The 23,905-nt window shown below is 35.8% G+C and carries 16 protein-coding genes and 3 pseudogenes; 11 read left to right on the forward strand and 8 right to left on the reverse strand.

Going from position 1 to position 23,905, the window contains the following annotated elements; genetic code table 11:
* The 5 genes and pseudogenes from ACFIM8_RS07770 to ACFIM8_RS07790 all read left to right on the forward strand — a co-directional run.
* On the forward strand, positions 1–1,392 hold a 1,392-nt coding region (locus tag ACFIM8_RS07770), incomplete at its 5' end, for an HNH/ENDO VII family nuclease (protein WP_375614757.1).
* Complete coding sequence (locus tag ACFIM8_RS07775) at positions 1,389–1,874, forward strand: SMI1/KNR4 family protein (RefSeq protein WP_375607372.1); 486 nt, start codon at positions 1,389–1,391, stop codon at positions 1,872–1,874. The genes ACFIM8_RS07770 and ACFIM8_RS07775, both read left to right, overlap by 4 nt.
* Positions 1,871–2,335, forward strand: a complete 465-nt coding sequence (locus ACFIM8_RS07780) for an SMI1/KNR4 family protein (protein WP_375614758.1) — start codon at positions 1,871–1,873, stop codon at positions 2,333–2,335. Before ACFIM8_RS07775 ends, ACFIM8_RS07780 begins: the two co-directional genes overlap by 4 nt.
* A gap of 102 nt (positions 2,336–2,437) precedes the next feature.
* Positions 2,438–2,912, forward strand: a pseudogene (locus tag ACFIM8_RS07785) (SMI1/KNR4 family protein); the annotation flags it as partial.
* 8 nt (positions 2,913–2,920) lie between these two features.
* Positions 2,921–5,092 (forward strand): annotated as a pseudogene (locus ACFIM8_RS07790) (DUF6990 domain-containing protein).
* Positions 5,093–6,005: 913 nt separating this feature from the next.
* Here the strand turns inward: ACFIM8_RS07790 and ACFIM8_RS07795 are convergent.
* From ACFIM8_RS07795 to ACFIM8_RS07815, 5 genes and pseudogenes are all read right to left on the reverse strand, one after another.
* Positions 6,006–8,687 (reverse strand): annotated as a pseudogene (locus tag ACFIM8_RS07795) (type ISP restriction/modification enzyme); the annotation flags it as partial.
* Positions 8,688–9,196: 509 nt separating this feature from the next.
* Positions 9,197–9,409 (reverse strand): hypothetical protein, encoded by a 213-nt coding sequence (locus ACFIM8_RS07800; protein WP_375607374.1) that lies wholly within the window; start codon positions 9,407–9,409, stop codon positions 9,197–9,199.
* Entirely contained in the window at positions 9,397–10,122 is a 726-nt protein-coding gene (locus ACFIM8_RS07805) for a hypothetical protein (protein ID WP_375607375.1), read from the reverse strand. Before ACFIM8_RS07805 ends, ACFIM8_RS07800 begins: the two co-directional genes overlap by 13 nt.
* Before the next feature lie 41 nt (positions 10,123–10,163).
* Positions 10,164–10,820, reverse strand: coding sequence for a hypothetical protein (locus ACFIM8_RS07810; protein WP_375607376.1), 657 nt, complete (start codon positions 10,818–10,820; stop codon positions 10,164–10,166).
* Positions 10,821–10,830: 10 nt separating this feature from the next.
* Positions 10,831–11,493 (reverse strand): hypothetical protein, encoded by a 663-nt coding sequence (locus tag ACFIM8_RS07815; RefSeq protein ID WP_375607377.1) that lies wholly within the window; start codon positions 11,491–11,493, stop codon positions 10,831–10,833.
* Between the two features lie 1,225 nt (positions 11,494–12,718).
* Between ACFIM8_RS07815 and waaA the strand changes: the two genes are divergently transcribed.
* Together waaA and lpxK are read left to right on the forward strand one after the other, a co-directional pair.
* On the forward strand, positions 12,719–14,041 hold the full coding sequence (gene waaA / locus ACFIM8_RS07820; protein WP_375608062.1) for a lipid IV(A) 3-deoxy-D-manno-octulosonic acid transferase: 1,323 nt from the start codon (positions 12,719–12,721) through the stop codon (positions 14,039–14,041).
* A complete protein-coding gene (gene lpxK / locus ACFIM8_RS07825; protein ID WP_375608063.1) occupies positions 14,031–15,071 on the forward strand; it encodes a tetraacyldisaccharide 4'-kinase in 1,041 nt (346 codons plus the stop codon). Before waaA ends, lpxK begins: the two co-directional genes overlap by 11 nt.
* 19 nt (positions 15,072–15,090) lie before the next feature.
* On the opposite strand, the gene ACFIM8_RS07830 is transcribed toward lpxK, so the two are convergent.
* Both ACFIM8_RS07830 and mutL read right to left on the reverse strand, forming a co-directional pair.
* The gene (locus ACFIM8_RS07830; protein ID WP_375608064.1) at positions 15,091–15,327 is read right to left on the reverse strand and encodes a DUF2093 domain-containing protein; all 237 of its coding nucleotides are present in this window, start codon (positions 15,325–15,327) and stop codon (positions 15,091–15,093) included.
* 109 nt (positions 15,328–15,436) lie between these two features.
* The gene (gene mutL, locus ACFIM8_RS07835; RefSeq protein ID WP_375608065.1) at positions 15,437–17,290 is read right to left on the reverse strand and encodes a DNA mismatch repair endonuclease MutL; all 1,854 of its coding nucleotides are present in this window, start codon (positions 17,288–17,290) and stop codon (positions 15,437–15,439) included.
* Positions 17,291–17,568: 278 nt separating this feature from the next.
* Between mutL and ACFIM8_RS07840 the strand changes: the two genes are divergently transcribed.
* Both ACFIM8_RS07840 and lldD read left to right on the forward strand, forming a co-directional pair.
* Entirely contained in the window at positions 17,569–18,657 is a 1,089-nt protein-coding gene (locus ACFIM8_RS07840; protein ID WP_375608066.1) for a 2'-deoxycytidine 5'-triphosphate deaminase, read from the forward strand.
* A gap of 1,156 nt (positions 18,658–19,813) precedes the next feature.
* Positions 19,814–20,965 (forward strand): FMN-dependent L-lactate dehydrogenase LldD, encoded by a 1,152-nt coding sequence (gene lldD, locus ACFIM8_RS07845; RefSeq protein ID WP_375614759.1) that lies wholly within the window; start codon positions 19,814–19,816, stop codon positions 20,963–20,965.
* 1,074 nt (positions 20,966–22,039) lie between these two features.
* Here the strand turns inward: lldD and ACFIM8_RS07850 are convergent.
* Positions 22,040–22,162 carry a hypothetical protein gene (locus ACFIM8_RS07850; RefSeq protein WP_375607384.1) on the reverse strand — a complete coding sequence of 41 codons (123 nt, stop codon included), beginning with the start codon at positions 22,160–22,162 and terminating at the stop codon, positions 22,040–22,042.
* A 429-nt stretch (positions 22,163–22,591) separates the two neighbouring features.
* On the opposite strand from ACFIM8_RS07850, the gene ACFIM8_RS07855 reads away from it, so the two are divergent.
* Positions 22,592–22,756 carry a hypothetical protein gene (locus ACFIM8_RS07855; protein WP_375607385.1) on the forward strand — a complete coding sequence of 55 codons (165 nt, stop codon included), beginning with the start codon at positions 22,592–22,594 and terminating at the stop codon, positions 22,754–22,756.
* A complete protein-coding gene (locus tag ACFIM8_RS07860; RefSeq protein ID WP_375607386.1) occupies positions 22,757–22,996 on the forward strand; it encodes a hypothetical protein in 240 nt (79 codons plus the stop codon).
* Positions 22,997–23,905 lie beyond the last annotated feature (909 nt).

Consider the following 23,905-nt stretch of genomic DNA (forward strand, 5'->3'; position numbering starts at 1 on the left):
GCTATGCTCCAGTTTCAATTGTGGGTGCAAGGCATTGTGAAAGAGGAAATGGGAGATCTAAACGGTCGCACCCCAACTGCGGAAGAGGAAGCGCGTATAAACGCAAAGATTGATGCGCAGTTTGCTGACTTTAGGGATCACACCATTGATGTCGCACGGGCTGCCGGGGGCGTTGCCGCTGCCCTTGCCGGTGGCAATGTTGATGCCGGCGCTGATGCCGCTGGTAATGCTGCTGCAAATAACTACCTCAGCAGTGCACAACGCGCTCAGATGAAGAAAGAGTTAGAAGAGTGTTCTGATGATCAGTGTCGAAGAGATGTTAATGAAAAATGGTTCGAGATTAGTGAAGAGCAAGATAGAATTTTTGAGATAGGTGTTGCGAAGGGTACGATTTTTGGTGTCGCCAAAGCAATAGGAAACGAAATATCTGAGACAGCTCATGACGTTAAAGAATTAGGTCTGGCAATAGGAAACAGTTCAGTTGATGAGATCTCTCAAAATATTCTTCAAGGCATTGGAACAGCAACATCTTGGGCCACGAGTGGGCATATGTTGGATGATGTCTGGGAAGGAGCTGGTCAATTCTGGGGAGGAGTTAAGGATTCCTTTTGGGGGCATATAGATCACATACATGAAACAATGGAGAAAGGAGGGGATGGAGCATTCAGTGCGGGTTTTGAATCTGGTGAAATGCTAGGTAAACCATTAGGAGATATGGCTTATATAGTGGGTTCTACAGTGCTTACTGACGGTGCTGTTTCAGCAGCCAAGGGAGGCGTAAAGCTTGCGAACAAGCTTGTAGAAAAAGATCTCATCAAATTTGCATCTAAAGCTGAAGAAGCGGCTATAACGGGAGCAACTAGTTCTGAAGTAAATACTGCTCATGTGGGAAAAGAAATCGCACAATCGCTAGAAAAAATGAGCGATGAAGCTATTGCAACTCAATATTTGGGTCAAGAGAGAAAATTCTGGTCAAAACCTATTGAGGTTGGGTTTGAAATAACGAACAAGGGAGAAAAAATTACTCAGATAAATAAAGTCTATCAGAGAGAGGACCTGTTTGATCCTAATAGAATTGTTACTTGGAGACAGGGAGGGAAAGAAGTAAAAGGTACAAATATTGAGAGAATGAAGACAGGAAGAGCTCCTCTTGATGCTGATGATAATCCCATTGAATTACACCACATGCTGCAAACACATGATGGTCCCATAGCAGAGGTTACCAATGCATTTCATAACGAACATAATTCTGTTATTCATATTAATCCTAATACAATGGGATCGGGTATTGATAGAGACATTTTTGATAGGTGGAGATCCAAATATTGGAAGGAACGCGCTAAGATTATAGAAGAAAAGATGAAGCTAAAAAACAAGGAGAATAAACTATGAAAATTTATACTTTAGATGATGTTGCAGTATTAATTGATAAAGTGAATAAATACGATGATGATATTATCAATTTTGGTACTGCAGAGGATGCTCCTGATGATATATTGATTGAAAAAGCTGAGAAAACTCTTGGTTTACAATTCACATCTTCCTACAAAAGTTTTTTAAAAAATTATGGAGGAGGAGAAATTGGTTATGAGGAAATTTTTAGCATTTATAACGCAGGTTTTGAGGATCATCCTGCTGGTGATATTGTGTATAAAAACTTATATAATAGGAAACATGGTTTTGTGACACTAGAACAGCTTGTCGTTAGCAGAACTGATTTTGGTGAAACATTTTACTTTGATTATACTCAGGTTCAGGATGGTGAATGCCCACTTTATGTTAGAATTCCATCTGGAGCGTCACATTATTATGCAAGTAATTTTTATGAATTTCTCTGTAAAAGAATTAAGGACCATGCAGGGGAAGATTTATGAAAACTTATACTTTAGATGATGTTGCACAATTAGTTGATAAATATAGTGATAGTGTTGATTTTGGCTCTACAGATGAAGCCGTTGATGATGTACTAATTGAAAAGGCAGAGGGGATTCTTAAATTGCAATTCACAACCTCCTACAAAAGTTTTTTAAAAAACTATGGAAGAGCGGAAATCTGTGGTGAGGAAATATTAAGTGTTTATAATACAAATTTTGAAATTGCTCGTAGTGATGATATTGTCTATTATCATATAACGGATGTAGAAAATGGTTTAGTAAAACCACAGCAGCTTGTTGTGAGTAGAACTGATTTTGGTGAGACATTTTATTTTGATTACTCTCAGTTTCAGGATGGTGAATGTCCGCTCTATCTTAAGTTTCCACCTAGCGATCCCCAGTATTACGCAAGTAATTTTTATGAATTTCTCTGTAAAAGGATTACAGATAACTTGAAGTAAATTTCTTTGTATGGTGGTTTTACTTCCGAATTGCAATGTTAAACCACTATTTTTTCTTTTCAAGAATGCAGGCATCGTTAATATTTTTAAGGGGGATCATCTATGAAAACCTATACCTTAGATGATGTTATAGAATTAGTTGATAAAGTTGATAAATATGATAGTGATATTGTCAGTTTTGGGACTGCAGAAAATGCTGTCGATGATATATGGATTGAAAAGGCGGAGAAAGCTCTCGGTTTGCAATTCACATCTTCTTATAAAAGTTTTTTAAAAAATTATAAAGGGGGAGATATTGGTGGTGATGAAATCTATAGTCTTTATGAAGATTGTGTAGATTTTCCTTTTAATGATATTGTTTGTCAAAACTTAAATTATTATAGAAAACGTGGTTTTGCAACATCAGAACAGCTTGTCGTGAGTAGTACTGATTTTGGTGAAACCTTTTACTTTGATTATACGCAGTTTCGAGATGGAGAATGTCCAATCTATGTTATGTTATCCATTGGATAATTGCGAATATTACGCCAGTAATTTTTATGAATTCCTTTGCAAAAGAATTAAAGAGCACGCAGGGTAATGACGATGCAAACCAAAGATGCAACAGAGATTTTAAAAAGACTTGGCTGGGAGCCTCATCGCGATGAAATGGGTGATATGTTTGCTTATTATCACCTCCCCGATCGCATAGTGCGTATTCACTATGGTGTCATAGATTATGGACGGGATAGCGGAAGATTGTGGGTTTCTGTCAGTCTTACTACTGCTGCTTATTGTCTTGGCTGGGAATACGCTAACGGTAAGAAATCGCGATACCAATATGAGGATATGCTGATTTCTTCAGAAGAGAATTTTGGAGTTACAGCACTGGAGTTTTTTGAAAACCACGTTAAGGTAGCTTTAGACAAAGTGTTAGCTTGGGCGCAAGCACAAGATATTGAGAAAAAATTACGTGAAAAAGCTGCTAATCATTCTCTCGTTGCAAAGGCTCTACTCGGCGATACTGAAGCTTTAAGGAATTACAAACCTACACCTCAATTATATACACCAGAGTTTTCTGATTATGAAAAGATAACGCAGGTTAAGCGCGTTATCTTTTTTGCTGAGGCGTATAAAAATAACGAATTGGATGACATTTTAGCACGCAAAAAACCGAAACAGTGTTTGATGAGTCTCACAGTAGCAACGCGCATTCTTAAAACCCAAGGATGGTTTGCCACAGAGCCTGGGAAAATGTGGTTAGTTTTGCCGGATCGTTTTATTCAATTTGATTTTGGTTTTATACGTCTTCCAAATGATGATTACAATGTTCATCTTGAAGCAGGGATCTCCAACGAAGATATTTCTGTAGCTTGCTATTATATTCACGATAGTAGAAAATGTAGGCAGATATCAGCTACAAATATTTATCAGTCTTTTAATACGATTGAGGGAGGGGTTTTTAGTGGTGTTGATAAAGGGATTGATATTCGTGTAGAGACATTAAATGAGCAGGAGCTTATCAAAATTTCTGAGCGGGTGATACAATGGGCGCGTGCTCAGGATTTAGAAGCAGCGATAGAAAGCAAAGCGCTTGTTCAAAAATATAGCTCATGTCCTGATATCTCATGGCATTTGGCTTGTTTAGCATTAACAGGTCAAATTGATGTCTTGAAATCCTATCAAAATGCCGTAAAAGCAGGTACGATTTCTGAATATTTAGATGACGATGATGTGGAAAAATATGTTAATCACGCTGTTCAATTTGCTGAAGGACATCTGACCGTTTTAAAGGAGCGAGAGGCGGCAGATGCACGTATTGGTGTACAATCTTTGGCTCTTCTTAATACAGTTTCTGAAACATTAAAAATGATGAACTGGACAGTCTATCGCGACAAAAATTATAATCGTAATGCCTATTTTATAAGCAAAGACCGTATCATTAATATAATGTACAGTCTTGATAGAAAAGGAAAAACACCGATCCTTATATTCAAGGCTTCACTTTCAACACTTGCCTTTTCCACTGCTCATAGGGATGTTTTTCCCGAGAAGCCTCAATATATAGCTCTCAAAGAAGCAGAAGAAGTTTATACAGTTTCTAGTGTTAAAGTTGAAGAAGGCAAACTAAAGCAGATTTGTGTGGATATTCTTAAGTGGGCTGATAACCAAAACACCAACCAAATCATTTATGATTATGCGGCTTTGCCAACAAACAGTGAATTTTTCCTTGCAGAATTTCACCTTATTGCACTTATTTTGACTCGCAATGTCAAAAAACTTAAGTTTTATAAGGAGAGTTTTCAAAGAAAGAGCCGTCTAGGTTTTGTGGAAAACATCACAAAATATGATATTGAGAACGCTCTTACTCTTGCACAGCGTTATTGAACAGGTTTTCCCAAAAAGGCATTGATTTTAAGCTTGGATCCGCAAACAGCATCTGTTGCTTCTAAAAGACTTCGCAGTGATTATGGCACTGCTCCTTGGGAAAAAGGCGCCACGTCTAAAGCAAACGATACGGATTATGCTTTACTTCATCTTGGCGCTCTTGCTTTATTGGGTGATGTTGAGACCTTACAATCTTATCAGAAAAGTTTTGCAGCAGGTGATCACCTAGGCTTTGACGAGAGCATCAACAAAACCCACCTTGAACGTGCATTAGCTTTAGCCAAAGAAGTAGCAAAGGTGAAGCAAGTGAGTTACGCTTTGATTAAACAGGTGGCAGAAAAGCTTGATGATCAACAAGAGGTTATCAGCAAGGAGCAATCCCACTCTTAGAAAGAGAAAATAGTCAATTTTATCGGAAAAAAAGACAAGAAATAGCACCTAAAAAATATCAAAAAGATTTCAGAAATTTAGAAAAAAGACGCGCTCCAAAGCCTTGATCACTAGTTGAGAAACGCAACAGTGGTATGGCTCTGATCATGGTTTTGGTGCAAGATTTTAAGGAAACAACCTATAAAAAAAGATCTATAAAATTACTCCATAGATGATCAAAATCCCTTTTAATGGATTATTGTCTATTTTATCGGTTATGTCTGTTTATTTAACAGACGAATCTTATGATTTTAGTGAATGATTAAAATGTGCTTTATGAAAAGCATATGATCCTTTAAAGCTTTTCAAAAGATAGCTTGTAACTTATAATAAATGTTATCAAGATCCTTATGGTTGTTAGTTTTGGTGGTTTTGTGGGTTCTTTTTATACGTATTATTTTATTTTTTTAATCAAAAATAAAAGTTTATTATATTTCAATATGTTAACTTTTATCAAGTTTCACAAAAAACAACCTATATCAAAATACAACCTGTAAATTCAACTAATGCTATATGTTTTGTAGGTTTTTTTGGGGGGGTGAGAAACCTTCAAAACTTATAAGTAATATAAGAAAATGAATATATATCACCCTCTTTAAACAAAGCTTTTGAAAAGGATAAAGCTATCATTTTAGATTACGGTATAATCTTTTAAAGGCAATGTAAAAGAAGCATATTCAATTTAAGATAGGGTTTCTTAAAAGTCTTAAAGCAATCCAAATAAGAGTATCTAAAAGTGCAAGTTTCTTCTTTTTAGAATAACGCATGATAGGATTGTATCTAATCAACTTAACAAAAGAGGTATAGATTATGGTTATAAGCTCTATACCCCTTGTGAGTTTATCATACCCATTATGTGAGCATGCTTTATAAGTTATTCAGTTTCTCTTATTTCTAATTTTGGTAAGTTTTTTACGATTTTCATTGTTTCTAGACTTACAGTAATAACCCTTTGAAACAATTCTAGAGGGTAGGCAGGGTTGCCAACGGTTTCAACAGCATAGCGATTGGCATCATTGACAATACCACTCTTTTTATCAGTCTTAACACACTGACGCCCCATAACCCATTCAAGAGCGGGTTTACCGTTGACGATATACTCATAAGCTTCAAGAGGGATATCTGTTATTGTGATATTGCTGTTATAAAAAACAGTTGATTTATCCTTTTCCTTACTATTCCCAGAAAATTTCATTTCTGTAACGTAGTAAAATTCTTCGGGATTAGAGATCTCAGTCTGTTTTGGATTACCCTTTTTAAATGTGACTGGATAAGGCTCTACATCTTCATAATTCACGTGCAAATGCCCCAGTTCACGCCCTGCTGTCACAAATTTCCAAAAATCATCAGCACTCTTTACGCAAGGGATACGAGGCAGTTCTTTGCATAAATTATGAGCATAACGGGCGCGGTAATCTTCCGAATGAAGTAAACCGTAAACGTAATAAAACAAATCATCTTTAGTGATTTTTTCATTAGGATAAGCCGCTTTAAAATGTGCTAATCCTTCATCAGTAATGGAATCACGTCTCTGTAAACCAGATGTTGTGTTTGCTTCTGTAAATAAATGGGATTGTTTCTCACTTTTATTTTTTAAAGATTCAGTATTTTCGTAAATATAACGTGGAAAGCATTGACCAGTATGCACTGCATGAAAATTAGGTAAAGCCTTAGTCATTAAAGTAGAAAAAACTGTTTGAGTTGCCGTACCTGTAATTTGTATTACTTGATTTTCAATCGCTTTTCCCATTGGGAATATACGAGGCATCTGTAAAACCAATTCATTGAAAATGCGATTATAATAAAGCCATTGTTGTATAAAAGGGCGATATAAACTTTGCGTGAAACATGCTTCTTCGAAGTTGAAAGTCTTTCTTTTTACCAATTCTTGTTTAAGAGCGCGACTCCAACTGATTTTTTTAGCATCTGAATTTACAAAATTGTCTACAATATTGGTACGTGTTTTACGGTCAGCATGTCCATAAGCAGCATTAAAACGTTTTACCTCACTATTATAAAAGGCTACCATATTACTCATATTTTTTGATAAAGCATCACGGCTAGAGTTGTATGTCCAAGCGTCACGATTGGTTTTTATACCACATGAAGAAGCTTCAAATAGTTTTTTATTATGCCCTTTTTTATCATCTAAGGCGAGAAACGTTTCAAAACTGTCATCACGTTGATGAATCCAATCATCATGCTTATCTGGTGTAATTATTTGCCAGCCTTGTTCACGTGTAATACCACCAACACTACCAAAGTCTTGAATCATTCCAAGTTTTTTTTCGGTAGAAAGATTATTACCAATATCATGATAGTAAATTTTACAAGGTCCAATAGTATTGGGATTTTTGATAAATATTGTAACAGCAATACCAGTCATACTACCACTACCAAAAACATTCTCTCCTTCTTGAGTTGCTCCATTGCTTAACATGTTTTTACGGATATCTCCCCGTAAATTAAGCACGTAAATACTCGTAAATTCGTTGGCTAAAGATTTTCGTAAGCTGTTCATTGTTGGCTTGTCTATATAGCTTGAACCAGAAATAAAGCCGATTACCCCAGCATTACCAATACGGTCACTAGCCCAACGAATGGCACGAATATAACTGTCATAAAGTGCTTGTACATTCGTAACTTTAGATTGAGCTGCATAGGTTTCACGAATACGTTGATCTAATATGGGATAAGGAGTATTCTTCGCGTTATCATTGGCACTTTTTTGACCTGTTGAATAAGGAGGGTTACCAAAGATAACTTGGATATTTAAATTTTTCTGATGTTCCAGATATTCACTGTTTTCTTTTAATAGACGTTGTATTAGATCTTGCTTTTTTAGCGTCTGAAACGTATCGGTTAAGCCAATATGCTTGAAAGGGATATATTCACCTTTCATAAGACTATGATAGGTAGATTCAATGTTAATCGCTGCTATGTAATAGGCAAGCAAAACGATCTCATTGGCATGGATATCATAACGATATTTATATTCCATATCCTCTGGTTTGATCAGTTTTGATTGTAAAAGCCTTGTGATAAAGGTACCCGTTCCCGTGAAAGGGTCAAGAATAGACACACCACGTGATCCCAAGCTTTTTCCAAATTCATTACGCAATACATCATCAACAGAATGAATGATAAAATCAACAACCTCAACGGGCGTATAAACAATCCCAAGCTTATCCGTGGTTTTCTTAAATGCCTTGGCAAAAAAACTTTCATAAAGTTTGATAATAAGATTCTGTTTGGCATGAGTTTCGGTGATGCCTGCTGTACAGAACGTGACACTTTTGTAAAATTTATCAAGATCTTTCGTTTTCTCTTCGATATTGGTTTTATCCAGTTCCGTTAAGATCTTGTCCATTGCTTGCGAAATGGCATTGTTTTGCACAAATTCATTGCCCTCAAACAAAGCTTCAAACACGGGACGCGTGACAAGATGTTGTGCTAACATCTCAATCGCTTCCTCTTGCTTTATTTCACTGTTTAAATTGTTCTTTAATTCCTTATGAAAAGCATCAAAGGCGTGAAAGGCTTCACTCTTTTCAATTGCCATAAACTCGTTAAAAACTAACTGGGTATAGAAACGGTTACGTCCTCATATAAGAGGTCATCTAAAATAATTGATTGCAAACATGCATCCAGCAAAACAACGATTATCACAGATTGACAAAGATAATAGCAGTTACAAATAAACGCATCCCTTTAAACGCAAATATATTCCCAACGTACCGAAAAACACATCGCGTCCTGTCATGTTCAACTAAAAAATAATCATTTATATCAAAAGTGCACGCTGAGATGGCGTATAATGCCTTATACAAGCTCTCCATGCAACTAAATATCGTAGTGCATAGCAGATTGTCCAGCATCTGCCCTGCTGGAAAGTCCGCGCATTTTTCACAGTAATCTAGCATAAATGGCCTCGGTAGTTTTTTTCTCAATAAATTCGATATCAACCCCGACAGACTGAATCCGCGGATCGTTATTAACCAACATAATACTTTCACTCCGTCCATGGCTCACAGAACTGTGTGACATCTTTACATCTGGCAGAATTCATTTAAATATATCGACAAAAAGCACCTTCGCCATTTCACGCTGCAATATCATTCTCGATGTACGCCTCATCAATACAGGCAAATAACGATGAAGCCTATCAATAGCTAAAAAATAGGTATAAAAAGAATGGCTCACAATGCACAGATAATTGTTTGCACGGCGATTAACATACACTCTGCTCATACCATGAGCTTTATCTACACGGTACATTTTATTTTCCCTGTATTTGTCGTGGCAATTTTTCTGATATTTACTTTAAATGCATACTGATACCATTTATCAGTCAATAGTTTAGTAATGGCTTTAACCTGCTCACTATTTGCCGACATATCAAGGTTGAGATAAAGATCTCTGTTCTGTGCTTTTGAAAAGTAATGTCTTAAACATCCAGCACACTTAATAATGTCATTTGAAATCAGTTGAACTGGGATAAACTTACCATTGTGTTTAAACTCATTAACGACTCTGGCTATCCAGTAATAGCATTCGGATTCATCTTTAACAAACAGGTCGCCGGAATCAAACCATTCATCACGCGGCTTTAATTTCAAGGAACTATCAACATAACCATCACACGCGAAAGGCGTTTTATAAAACATACGGCGCACTGAATCAGAAGAATCCGCCCGATCAATGGGGCGCAAATCAATTTTTATATCACTCACCAAAGCCTTACCCGGCGCTACAACGCCATATTTACTGGTTCTTTCAATATCGCGTAGCGAGCAGATCTTATTATTAAACAAGCGCGGTCCGGATTCGGTCTGACCGAAGTTATTCCATAACGTCGTACATGATGAGAGGATACCCGATGCTTGTACGGTGAGCAAACGGTCGGATGCATTCAAGATATTTTGCACATGGATTCGGCTTTTGGTAAAAATGTCGCTTACTGCCAGCATCCAGTCACCGATTAAAGGCAAGTTGGTAATGCTATAGTGCGAAACGAGTTCACCAATATTACTTATTTGAAATTACTTATTTGAAATTTTTCAAATACCAGTTTGCTATCCAATAAGAAGGCACATAGCATAGTAGAGAGACCATACATATACTGCACGGGGAAATAACACAATGAGCAATCTTCATTACTTAGTCCAAGAGATTGGCTCACCGCGAGGGCATTCTCAATCAGAATATTTTCATGATATTGAATCAACTTGGGCTTACTGGTTGTTCTGGAGGTACAAAAATAGAAATGCGCGCACGGATATGCTGTAAAATCAGCCAGATTTTCGTTCACAGTTGAAAAACAGTAATCAAACGCGATATTAATTCGGTGACTGATGATACTAATATTCCTAACTTCATGGCTTATTACAACAGCCGCAATGCAATTGGCATCAACCAGCATATCAACAATGTCTAAATCATGAATACTGACGATCCAAGCTTTCAATTTTAGCACAGACGCAACAAAATAGCTGATTAGACCTTCGAAATTATTTCTAATCACAAAAACAAACAACTTATTTTTCTCCTTTTGCGGGCGATCACGAAAATATCTAACTACGGTATCTGCACACCCTTTTGTCATCATGGTGACATCCTCTGCCGAATAATGACTGTGATGACAAATCACTTGCCAGTTTCTTTCTAATAAAGAATATATTGTTAGCATGAGGTGTCCCTTACAGATATTGTGGATTCCCTAAAACCAAGCTGCTTGCGCCACCACCCATACCAAAAGAGTTTTTCAATGCGTATTTAAGCGGTCGGTACTGATGCTCCCTCACAAGCGCAATGCCAGCAGGCAATTGAGGATCGATTTCATCACAATTCAAAATTTTGGGCAAAACATTGTTCCGAAAAGAAACCAGTACACCCAAAATTTCCATCGCACCGGCAGCAGCAATCAGATGCCCGTGCCAAGATTTTGTCGCCACAATCGCCGGGTTGTGCGCGCCAAAAACCGTTCTGATTGCACTGGCTTCGTGCTGATCATTTTGTACTGTCGATGTCCCATGTGTATTCACAAAATCAATAGCGGTACGGTCAACATCCGTATATTCGATGGCCCGCTCCATCGACAGTTGCATTTCGAGATCATCTTTATGCGGCGCTACAATATGCTGTGCGCAAAGTGCACCGCCGTAACCCAATAAATAGGCCAATGGCTCACGCTGCCGCGCCAGTACGTTAGATAATTTTTCAATAACGAACAGACCTGCGCTCTCCGCTAAAACAAATCCGCTGCGATGCCGGTCAAAAGGCCGCGAATGCCGTGGTCCACAGTAGTTTTGATCAGTCGATATCACTCCCATTTCTTCTAATCGCGCAAGGTATAAATCCATTATTGCACCACCATCTTTACGCTTAATAAAAATGCAAGACAGTTTCTATCAACCTATTTACAACAGCAATATTATCATGACAGCTATCACTCGAAGTTTATGATTATATTGTGAATAGTCACTCTGCTTTTGAATGAGGTATGAGACACTAATGCGTTAAGATTAATAAAAAGAGTAGCATTATTAATGATACCAATTACTACTCTGTTGAGATTATTAGCACTCGTTATTTATCTATTGGAACTTTTTCAACGAGTTATTACTATAAGCTCAGAAACCATGAAAGTCGTTAGAAACTTTATCAAAATTAGAAACTTAGAGAAACTGGATAGATTTATGAAGTTAACTTACCTCATAAGGGTTTCTTGAGTACTCATTTAAAACTACAATCTATAAGTTAATCATTTTGTGTTGATGATATACAATCTTAAAAGGAATAATATATCATGCGACCTCCTGAAAAGAGAGGATTTAAAATTTTGAACATTCTTATTTAAATTGCTTTAAGACTTTTAAGAAATTCTTTATTAAACGAGATTAGATTTTTCTGGATTACCTTTAAGAGATTATATCACAATTTAAAATGAAGACTCTATACTATTCAAAAGTTTTTTAAGATTAGTTTGACATATTCATTTTATTGAAATGAAATAATAGAGATTGAGCTTCCTTTTAAACACATTTTATTTGTTGTATTTATATTAGGTTGTAATGTCTATATGGGCTATTTTTTGAAAAATTGACAATACCTAACATATGTAAAAATAAGCTTTTTCTCTAAAATACCAACGTGCAAAATTCAAAGTCTCACTAAAATCATAAGAAGTATTTATTCAGTGAGTTGAAAAAATTGATACAATCTATGTCATAGGTTTATCATTTATATTTTCAAAATTATAATCAACTGAATTGTAGTTTTGTTATTTTTGAGTAAATTTTTTATAGGGTGCAAATTGAAATGATAAATCGATATAATTGAAAAAACTTCATTAAAGGGAATTCAAATAATGTGTATATGTTATTCTTATAGGAAGATTTTTGAAAAAACGTGGGATAAAATTACGTTTCTTTTTTCTTTGTGTATTGAGTTTTCTCATGGCGGAAGCGTTTTTTATCCAAGATACGTGTGGTATTTAAAATAATTGATGCACCCAATAGTGTTGATGAATTTTTTAACAAAATAAGTATATAGATATCTTAAAATAGCTGGATGAGGTGATTTTAAATGGTAGAATTAAAGGCACATGCGGCTCTTTTAACCTATCGAATAATTGGTTTTTGCTTATGTCCTGTTGTTCCTTTTTATTTATTTTTTCGTTCTATCCGTGGAAAAGAAGAGTGGTGTCGCAAAAAAGAGCGTTTAGGCAAAAGTTCTCATGCCCGTCCCCAAGGTTCGTTAGTTTGGTTGCATGCAGCAAGTGTTGGAGAAACACTTGCGCTTGTTCCACTTATTGATTATATTTTATCATTAAAAATCAATGTGTTATTAACAACTGGGACTGTGACATCTTCCACTCTTGTAAAAAAACATTTTGGTCATCGGTTGATTCATCAATATGCTCCCTTGGATTTAGATTTTGCAGTGCGGCGTTTTATTAGTCATTGGAAGCCTGATCTCGTCTTGATTTGTGAATCAGAAATTTGGCCTCTCCGTATTAAAGAACTTGCAAAAATGCGTATTCCGCAGATTTTGGTTAATGCCCATATGTCTGAACGTTCTTTTAAAGCTTGGCAAAAACGGCGTATTCTTGCCAAACATATTTTTAAGGATATTGATTTGGCGATTGGTCAAAATGAAAGAGATGTAGCTTATTACCATACACTTGGCGTAAAATCTGTTACGTTTTCTGGTAATCTCAAGGCTGATGTTTTTCTGATTGAAAATCAAGAATTGCTTGCACGTTATCGTAATGCTATCGGCAATCGCCCAGTTTGGGCTGCTGTTTCAACGCATGAAGGGGAAGAGGAGATTGCTTTTGAGGTCCATAAAATTGTTAAAAATTATTTGCCAGATTTATTAACAATTATTGTGCCTCGTCATCCTGAACGTTCAGAAGATCTTATCAGAAAATGCGATAATAAGGGGTTAAGTTTTATTCGTAGGAGTAGAGATGCTGTTCCAAACATGAATACCGATATTTTATGGGGAGATACCATTGGAGAAATGGGACTTTTTCTTCGCTTATCGAAAGTTTCTTTCGTTGGTAAATCCTTATGTGGAAATGGTGGACACAATCCATTGGAATTGGCTTTGCTTGGTTCCGCTATTTTGACAGGACCCCATGTTTCAAATTTTCAAGAGATGTTCAAACAATTTCTAACACATGATGCAGCATATATGGTTCAAGATACAAAACAGCTTGCTATTCAGGTGTATAGGCTTTTAACAAATGAAACATTGCGGCAAGAAATGGTTGATAAGGCTCATGAAGTGGCGACAGGTATGGCAGGTGCATTTGAGCGCACATTAAAGATTTTAGATCCATTTTTACAACCCCTTGTAATACAAACAGGTTTACGTCAGCGTCAGGGTAGATATGCATATTAGCGCCCCTCGTTTTTGGTGGAAAAATAAAAGCTTTTTGCGTTTTGTGTTAGCTCCAGTTTCATGGGGGTATGGTTATTTTTCAAGTCGTTTTATGACAAGACAGCCTCCCGTGATTGATCTGCCAGTTTTGTGTATTGGAAATTTTACATGTGGCGGTGCGGGTAAAACGCCGGTTGTTATTGCTTTTACAAAAGTGGCTAAAGAACTTGGTTTTGTACCTGGTATTGTATCTCGTGGTTATGGTGGATCAGTTAAAGGGGTACATCTTGTAAATGAGAAATATGATACTCCATATAGTGTCGGAGATGAGGCACTTTTACTTGCACAGCATGCTTTTGTAGCTGTATCACCTAATCGTTATGCAGCAGCACAACGGCTTAAACAAGAGGGATGTAATCTTATTTTAATGGATGACGGATTTCAAAGTCGCCGTCTTTATATGGATTATGCGTTACTCGTTGTTGATGCGATGCGCGGTTTTGGTAATGGAGCTGTCTTTCCAGCAGGACCTTTGCGCGTACCATTAAAAACGCAGTTTTCTTTTATGGATAGTGTTTTATTGATTGGTTATTCCGATGCGCCTGATAATGTCGCTTTTCTTGTTTCGCGTACTGGAAAGCCTTTATATCGTGCTCATCTTAAAGCCAGTGCCTCTGATGAGGTTTCAGGAAAATCATTTTTGGCATTTGCTGGTATTGGCAATCCAGATAAATTTTTTAAATCTATTAAAGAATTGTCCGGTCATGTGGTGCAAACTTACATATATCCAGACCACTATTTTTTCACAGATAAAAATTTAAAAAGCCTTATACAAAAGGCTAAAATGCACAATTTATGGCTAGCAACAACAGCTAAAGATTATATCCGTATACAGACAATTCACACGCAAAAAGGTTTGAAAAATCTTATTGTCTTTGATGTGAATGTCGATTTTGTTCAAAAAGACTTCTGTCGTATGGTCCTTGAAGAGGTCATGACCCGCTTTAGAAAACGTTCCCTTGAATTTTCTTGTCTAAAAGGCAAAGGCTAAATTTGTAGCTTTCGAGGGGTTATTTTTCTTTTGTTTTTAATAATTGCTTGAGATATGGGTTGCACTCAAGTTCACGCTGATAGGATATTTCACAACTAGCATATGCTTCTTGGCGGTGATGATTCCAATATTTTAAATCATCTATAGGGATTTTTTGCCCGCTAACAGCACAAATGGTATAGGTACCATATTCTATAATGTCATATCCGTTATTAGAATAATGAATTTTTGCTTCGCGTTCACCATTGGGAAACATTATAACTCCTTTTTACTTGATACAAGAGATTCAAGAAAAGTGCCATAAAATATATTATAAAGTCGAGAGTTAATTTTAAAATATTTTTCTTGTAAAAATGATGAAGAGCTTATTTTCTGCCAAAAAGCCGTTCTATATCTGCCAATTTGAGTTCAATATAAGTAGGGCGTCCATGATTACATGTACTTGTATTAGGTATTGCCTCCATTTGTCGTAATAGTGTGTTCATTTCTTCGGGGCGTAAAAGGCGCCCTGACCGTATTGAGCCGTGACAGGCCATCGTTGCTGCAACATAATCAAGCATTGCTTTTAAATTGTTTGTTGTATCATACTCAGCGGCTTCATCTGCAAGATCTTTAATAAGAGCTTGGACGTTGATCTCTCCTAACATGGAAGGGGTTTCACGCACAACAATTGCTCCTGGTCCAAATGATTCTATTCCTAATCCAAATTTTTGCAAAGCATCTTTATGCGTTAAAAGGCATGTTGCATCCTCTTCAGAGAGTTCTACAATTTCAGGAATAAGTAATAACTGTGAAGGAAGTGGTTTGGAATAAAGTGCATTTTTGAGTGCTTCATAAACTAATCGTTCATGAGCTGCATGCTGATCGACAATGATCAAACTATCTTGTGTTTGGGCGATAATATAGTTTTTATGAATTTGTGCTCTGGCCGCTCCTAGTGGATAAGATAACTCTTCTGATGAAGGTATAGTGCTTGGAATGTATGCATCTCCACTTGGTATATTTAAGCCCTCCATAATAGGAGTAGCATCTTCTTTTAAATCAAAAGAGCTAGTAATATCTAGGGGTTTGTGAACCATTGAAGCGCTGGTAAAATGATGAGGCTGTGGGTTATAAGAAGAGAACAGGTGCGTGTTCTTAAAATTGCCTAATGGTTGTTGTGCCAATGGTTGTTGTGTTTGAAATGCAGTAAGCATTGCTTCAGAACGGGTTGAAGTTGGACGAATACCAGATTGCTGCAATGCTTCACGAATAGCTCCAACAATTAAACCACGAATTAATCCTGGATCACGGAATCGTACATCAGCTTTAGCTGGGTGAACATTAACATCTACTTCAGCAGGTGGGAGATCAATAAAAAGAATAGCGACAGGATAACGATCACGGGGCATAACATCAGCATAAGCACCTCGGAGTGCACTCCATAGAAATTTATCACGCACGGGACGCCCATTAACATAAGCAAATTGATGTAGGCTGTTATTTCGGTTAAAAGATGGCAAGCAAGCAAAACCCGTTAAGCGCACTGCTTCGCGTTCAGCATTCAGTGCAATGCTATTAGGGGCGAATTCCTTTCCCATAATTTGCGTAATACGTTGTAATTGTCCTTGAGTATTATTTTCTGTAGCAGACAGTTCTATAGAAGTTCTGTCTAGTCCTGAAAGAGAAAAGCGGATATGTGGAAATGCGATAGCAATTCGCTTAATCATATCGCTAATAGCATTTGTTTCAGCCCGATCAGTTTTCATAAATTTTAATCGTGCCGGTGTGACAAAGAAAAGATCACGAACTTCAACAATTGTTCCAGGATTTGCAGCAGCTGGCTTGGGACCTACAATTTTTCCTGCAGTAACGGAAATTTCAGCAGCGCTCTCAGCATTTTTTGTTCGTGAAGTGAGTTTAAGTTTTGCAACAGAACCAATAGAGGGGAGGGCTTCTCCTCTAAACCCAAGGAAGCAGATATTGTGTACATCATCGGTAATCTTTGAGGTACAATGACGAGAAACTGCTAGAGTTAACTGATCTGCAGGAATCCCACAACCATTATCACTAACTTTGATAAAATTTTTTCCACCATTTGCTGTAATGATTTCAATGCGCGTTGCATCAGCATCAATAGCGTTTTCAACAAGTTCTTTGACAACATTTGCTGGTCGTTCAATAACTTCACCAGCGGCGATTTGATTAATAATATTTTCGCTAAGATGGCGTATAATCATAATAAATTCTAACAGGAATCTTAAGGGTTTATAAGAAATTATGATAACACCATTTGCGCGACATTCAAGAATAAGAGAGCATGAAAATATTATTTTTACAATACCTCTTGTTTACTTTTAAAGAGAGGCAAAATGTTCTTCATTATTCAAAGTATTTTATTTTATGTTAACAAATCAGTTTGAAAAAACAAAAAAATAGTTTTTATCACCTTAAAAATGGCTTGCACCAACGGATCATCTAGGTCAAAAAGAAATACAGTAAAAAGGGAAGGCAATATATGGCGCGTATAAGCGGTATTTTAGCAGATAGTGATATACAAGCTTTGATTGATAATAACTTTCTCAAGGCTCAGTATCCATTTGATAGATCTCAAATACAACCAGCAAGCCTTGATCTTCGTTTAGGGGAGAAAGCTTATCGTATACGTGCTTCTTTTATGCCGGGTTCTGATGCAAAAGTTTTGGATAAGCTTGAACGGTTAAAGTTGCATGAGTTTGATTTACAAGACGGAGCCGTTTTAGAAACGGGGTGTGTTTATATTGTTCCTCTTTTGGAAACTTTAGCTTTACCAGAATTTTTATCTGCTGTTGCCAATCCCAAAAGTTCTACGGGGCGGTTAGATGTTTTTACACGTGTCATTACGGATAATGCTCAGGAATTTGATAAAATTTGTGCTGGTTATCATGGTCCACTTTATTTGGAAGTTAGTCCACGAACATTTCCAATTTTGGTGCGTACTGGCTCACATTTATCACAGCTTCGGTTTAGAAAAGGGCAAAGTTATTTAAATGAAATTGAGTTGCACACTTTGCAAAGGCAAGAAACACTGATATCGGAGGATCTTCCTAATATTAGTGCTGATGGTATTGGACTTTCTATTAATTTAAAGGGAGATGAAAATGGGCTTATAGGTTATCGTGGTAAACATCATACAAGCGTTATTGATATTGATAAACGCGCCGTTGCTCACGTTTTAGATTTTTGGGAACCTCTTTTTGGTCGAGATCAAAGAGAGCTAGTTCTTGATCCTGATGAGTTTTACATTTTAGTTTCACGAGAGTCTGTTCATGTGCCTCCGCTTTATGCCGCAGAAATGACTCCTTTTGATCCTTTAGTTGGTGAGTTTAGGGTGCACTATGCAGGCTTTTTTGATCCAGGATTTGGGCATATGGAAGCGGGTGGAAAAGGAGCAAGAGCGGTTTTAGAAGTGCGAAGCCATGAAGTTCCTTTTATCTTAGAGCATGGCCAAATGATTGGTCGTTTGGTCTATGAACATATGCTTAATCGGCCCTCAACCCTTTATGGACATGATGTTGGATCACATTATCAAGCACAGGGTTTAAAGTTGTCTAAGCATTTTAAATGAGTTGGAAACCACGAATTTTGATAACATGTACGCAGGAAATATATTGTGAATAAAAGAAAATTTTTTGTTCTTTAAAAAACCGTCGCCATGCATTCTATTTTCAGTTTCCAACATTAGGGCTTTGTATTTGAGAGGATATGATAGGCATTTTTATTTCTTTTTTCAGGCGTGTTTATCCATAAAAATTCTCGTTTATGATGCGGAAAAGAATAGTTTTGCTTATTTTATTATGAAAAAATCTAAAATGAAATAATTTGGCTATAATCAATTTTTATTCAATATGTCATGCATATGTATTGTGATAATAAATCAATAATTTACTTATTCGATATAACAGCAGATTGTTTTCTTTTCAAAGAAAATATGCAAGATTGGATGTTGCACTTTGCTTCATTTTTTTAGATCTTAAGTGCCAGTACATTTTATTTTGTATAAAAATTATCATTAAGAGAAGATAAATAAGTTTTTCACGATAGTTCAGGAACAATTTTTTTAATGAATAGTGTTCTAATTTTAGGAAGACATTTATAGCCTCAAGATATAATATAGCTAGAAAATGTTTCAACTAAAGGTAAAGCACTTCATGAGTATGAACATTAAAAGTTTTTTACACTTTATGTAAATTAGGCACGGTATATTTTTATAAAATTTCATGACAAGTAACAGGTTTCAGTTTTGAATATTGATATGAGAAGATTTTTAGATGTACGCGACAACTTTATTTAAAGTATTAATTAAAGGTTTTTTTCATCTTTTGGGGGGGATGGTTTATCTTTAATGAGTATAGACTTTCTATTTTTATAAACGATAAGGACTCTTTGGAGGGAAAAACTACTTTAAATGACAACGCACTAAGTTGTAAAGCAATTGCTCACAAAGAGGTATTTGTTTAAAGAGAGTATAACATTTCAACTGTATATGAACAATGTATAAGTGGTACGGTATTAATGCTGCTCCTATACTATGAGATTTTAAATTGGGAAAAGAGAAATAAAGACGTTGTTTTTATCAATTAGTTTTTTTAGAAAAGTGCAATTCCTGTTACCTTTATCAATTCAATAGAGCGTTTTGGGAGAACATTGAAGAGGAAGGTACACGGTTTTTTTTATGCATTTTAGGGTATTTTCCCTTTTAATTCAGGAATAATGGGCCATCAATGATTATTTCTTCAACATTTGATTATCGTAAGGCAGCAAAGCGTCGTCTTCCCCCCTTTCTTTTTCACTATATTGATGGTGGGGCTTATGCTGAAGAAACGATGCGACGTAATTGTACAGATCTTCAAGCACTTGCACTGCGTCAAAGGATTCTATGCCACGTTGGTGAAGTTGATCTTTCAATCAAGCTTTTTGATCAGACACTTGGTCTACCGATTGTGCTCGCACCTGTTGGGCTAACAGGCATGTATGCATGTCGTGGTGAGGTAAAAGCAGCGCGTGCTGCGGCAGCAAAAAGGATCCCTTTTACGCTATCTTCGGTTTCAGTTTGTTCCATTGAGGAAGTGCAAGAAGCGATTGGAGGTGCATTTTGGTTTCAACTTTATGTTCTCAAAGATCGCGGTTTCATGCGTGATGCACTAGAACGGGCTTGGTTGGCTGGTGTACGCACGTTGGTTTTTACAGTTGATATGCCAATTCCTGGTGCACGTTATCGTGATGCGCATTCGGGTATGTCTGGTCCTTATGCTGGTTTACGTCGTTTTTTACAAGCTTTGACTCATCCATATTGGGCTTGGAACGTTGGTGTTATGGGGCGCCCTCATGATCTTGGAAATGTTTCCACTTATCTCAAAAAGAAGATTGCATTGGATGATTATGTTGGTTGGCTTGGTGCAAATTTTGATCCCTCAATTGGTTGGCATGATCTACAATGGATTCGCGATTTTTGGAAAGGAAAAATGATTCTGAAAGGTATTCTTGATCCAGAAGATGCGCGAGAAGCCGTACGATTTGGTGCTGATGGTATTGTTGTTTCCAATCACGGTGGACGCCAGCTTGATGGTGTATTATCAACAGCACGAGCGTTGCCTGAAATTGCAGATGCTGTAAAGGATCATTTGACTATTTTAGCGGATTCTGGTGTTCGTTCTGGTCTTGATGTTGTACGCATGATAGCACAAGGTGCGGATGCTGTTATGATTGGCCGTGCTTTTGTTTATGCGCTTGCAGCAGCTGGTAAGAAAGGTGTTATGCATCTCCTTGATCTTTTTGCCAACGAAATGCGGGTAGCTATGACACTGACTGGTACTCAGACAATCAAAGATATTACACGCAAGAGTTTAGTAAATATAGATGTTTTTAAGCAATGAAAGAAATAAGTTATACTTCTTTCAGAAAAAGAAAGTATTTTTATAGAGGAGCATAATTATATATTTTAAAAATATGTTGACAGTTAAAGTTAAATAGAAAATATCAATAAGCTCCTCTATAAAATCACAGAAAATACTCAGTAACTACAGTAATATTAAATATTAATAATAATAATAAACACGAAAAAAAACAATAATAACATTGCATACATATTTTATTTACTTTATTAAAAGCTCATTCTACGGATAAAAAGGAACAAGCGCTGATATTAAAGGTAAAACAACTGTTGATATAGAAAAAGTAGCTATAAATAATGCTGTGAGCATTTTTCCCTCCTGTATATAAAAAAACATTAAAATATAATATATTAATTACTTCTTTTCCACATTGGCATAAAACGTAAATTTATAAAATCCATTTAGTTTTATTTTAATGTAGAATAATATTAGTTATTATATATAAATAAAACTACTAAAAATGTCAATATGTATTTATTTTAATCTATAATTATAATAAAAATGTATATAATAAATAATATTTCTATAATCTATATATTATTTATATTAAGTTCATTGGATAATATATTATATGGATATGATATTGTTTTTATGGAGTACGTTTTTAAGCAATGAAAAAATATCCGTACTATCTTTAAAAAAGCTCGTTTACTGAGAGAAAAACTGCGTGAATTAATGTGCTTTTCTTTCTTATTTTCTTGCATCCTCAATGATTTATGATGTTTTTGAACTGGCGAGCATATTAGGAAGCAGTTGAATATTTTTTGTATAGTATGTCATTTCTAACACTATTTATGCGTCCTCGATTGATTTTATAACTTGTTAAAATATCCAGTTCGTTTTTATTGCAGATGGGGATGGTGGGGGGGACTAATGATACAAATTGGCATAGAATGTTTTGTTCCATAAGCGATTTAACAATTGCATCTCCAAGTTTCTCCTTTGATACTATGCTCTTCACAGACAACAACAGATTGGTGAGATTGGCATAACTCTAGCACTGATCTATTATCTCAAAGTTGAATTGTTGGCACACTTGTAAGCGTTGGGATAACTTCATGTTTTTTGAAGCTCTTCAGCAACATCAAGACAAATCTGAACAGTTTCTTCAGTAGCAGGTAAGAGAACATCTTTTCCTTTTTTAAACAGAAGTTTTGCTGATATCAATTTTTGAAGCATTTTTATGAATATTCATAACAGAACGCTTTCCTAAACCTATATAAATGGGTACAAGATTACTTAGAGTAGAAAGAATTACAGTTTCCATTTGATCGAATTACTACTCATAAGTAATTGGATAATATTTACTTTATCGCTGAATAAAAAAGAAAAGTTTTTCTCTCTTTAAATAGAGGATGGATTGTCATCTAGCCAATCGGGATAGTTTGCGAGAAATTTGTTCGATGCAAAACGACTTAACATTGCAGTTACTTTTTATCATTTGAAGCTGTGAAAAGAAGGTTAGATAGATGAAAGAATGTAAAAAATGATGGATACATTTTAAGATAAAAAATTATAATTTTGTTAATTCCACACAAGTTGCTGCTGATATTGGTGACAAAAGAAATTCGATCAAAAAAATATCAAAATTATTTGAGGACATTCCTCATGGCATGTAGACTAAACCTTTTTGTTGGTATGAGTGATATTTTCTTTGAACAGAAATTGATTCTATCCCCTGAAATCAGCAATAATCTCTCAGGTTATGTCGTAAACTTTTTAGGGATGTTACAACGCCACTATCGTCCTTTTGTAAAAATGTTAGCATTTTAGATGAGCAGTTGTGAGGAATTTCAACGTTTAATACAGCAAGATCCAGAAACTCTCACGGATTTAGAACGGGCTTCAAGATTTTTATATTTACAGCGATTAAGTTTTAGAGGGAATGTAAATCGTACGATGAGAGTAAAAACCCATCGTAGCGCGCGGGGGCTTAAGCTCTTCCAATTTGAAGGCGTGCTAAAACTTATTTTCCACTGTTTAGCAGGTGTTAGCATTGAACATTTAGACTGATCTTATTTTATTGTGCGTTATGATCGCCTAAAAATCTTGTTTTATCTTTCACCACTTTAATTGTGGTTTTGAGGGTTATTAAAGAAAAGATTTTTATAAGTGGAAGGATTATCAGCCGATGTCTAAGCTGCTTGTATAAATTAAAAGGGAGTTTTTTGTCTTTAAACAATATGCTAGAAATTCAAAAAACTTTAGTTAACTTCATAAAAGAGGTTACACCATCTTATACAGACTGCTCTGCAAATAACACAATTTCTGGTAAGGAATGGGGCATCACCAATTTTGATTTCTAGAAAAGAAACAATACGTATTAAATAGTCTTTAACTTGCAGACTTTTTGAGAATCCTTTCAGAATCTTTTGAAAAAAGTGAACTGATAGAAGATATTTCTATCAAAATATAAAAACTTTTCTAACAAGTTAGGAATAAATCTAGAAATATATATTAAATATAAAAACAGTGCGATATGCAGGATGTCTGGGCTTTAGAAATAAGAATCAAAGCGTATAAAGATGCATAGAGGTGAGATTGAGACATATCATTTTTATGATTCAATAAAAAATAAAAATTAAATAAAAAATTCTATATCAAAAATTTAAGGTGGTTTAAAAGGTGGACAGGCAATGCATGGAAGGATGAGTGAGAAGGTGAATTAGGGGAGAGTGATTTATAGATTATCAGTATCTTTATAAAAGTATCTTCTCAAGATAAATATTGGGATGAAATAAGATTGTGGTTGAATGTTCGAAAAGATAATACGCGCTCTTAACTTTTCCGTTATACACATCACAATAAACGCCGTGAAAGAAACGGTCCTATTACAAACTTTCTCTAAAAGCAGTACATGAGTTTGCAAGATATTACAGTAATATTTTAAAAGAAGGATTTTATTTCAGGAAAAAATTATCT

It is taken from the genome of Bartonella sp. AC535YNZD (genome assembly GCF_042196625.1).
Taxonomy (GTDB): Bacteria; Pseudomonadota; Alphaproteobacteria; order Rhizobiales; family Rhizobiaceae; genus Bartonella.

Excerpts from the sequence above, each read along its gene's own strand:
- ACFIM8_RS07840 (WP_375608066.1), top strand. The coding sequence starts at position 17,569 with ATGGCGCGTATAAGCGGTATTTTAGCAGATAGTGATATACAAGCTTTG.
- lldD (WP_375614759.1), top strand. The coding sequence starts at position 19,814 with ATGATTATTTCTTCAACATTTGATTATCGTAAGGCAGCAAAGCGTCGT.
- lpxK (WP_375608063.1), top strand. The coding sequence starts at position 14,031 with ATGCATATTAGCGCCCCTCGTTTTTGGTGGAAAAATAAAAGCTTTTTG.
- ACFIM8_RS07860 (WP_375607386.1), top strand. The coding sequence starts at position 22,757 with ATGAGCAGTTGTGAGGAATTTCAACGTTTAATACAGCAAGATCCAGAA.
- ACFIM8_RS07775 (WP_375607372.1), top strand. The coding sequence starts at position 1,389 with ATGAAAATTTATACTTTAGATGATGTTGCAGTATTAATTGATAAAGTG.
- ACFIM8_RS07830 (WP_375608064.1), bottom strand. The coding sequence starts at position 15,327 with ATGTTTCCCAATGGTGAACGCGAAGCAAAAATTCATTATTCTAATAAC.
- mutL (WP_375608065.1), bottom strand. The coding sequence starts at position 17,290 with ATGATTATACGCCATCTTAGCGAAAATATTATTAATCAAATCGCCGCT.
- ACFIM8_RS07850 (WP_375607384.1), bottom strand. The coding sequence starts at position 22,162 with ATGCTTCAAAAATTGATATCAGCAAAACTTCTGTTTAAAAAAGGAAAA.
- ACFIM8_RS07855 (WP_375607385.1), top strand. The coding sequence starts at position 22,592 with ATGGCATGTAGACTAAACCTTTTTGTTGGTATGAGTGATATTTTCTTT.
- ACFIM8_RS07815 (WP_375607377.1), bottom strand. The coding sequence starts at position 11,493 with ATGGATTTATACCTTGCGCGATTAGAAGAAATGGGAGTGATATCGACT.
- ACFIM8_RS07800 (WP_375607374.1), bottom strand. The coding sequence starts at position 9,409 with ATGTACCGTGTAGATAAAGCTCATGGTATGAGCAGAGTGTATGTTAAT.
- ACFIM8_RS07780 (WP_375614758.1), top strand. The coding sequence starts at position 1,871 with ATGAAAACTTATACTTTAGATGATGTTGCACAATTAGTTGATAAATAT.
- waaA (WP_375608062.1), top strand. The coding sequence starts at position 12,719 with ATGGTAGAATTAAAGGCACATGCGGCTCTTTTAACCTATCGAATAATT.
- ACFIM8_RS07810 (WP_375607376.1), bottom strand. The coding sequence starts at position 10,820 with ATGCTAACAATATATTCTTTATTAGAAAGAAACTGGCAAGTGATTTGT.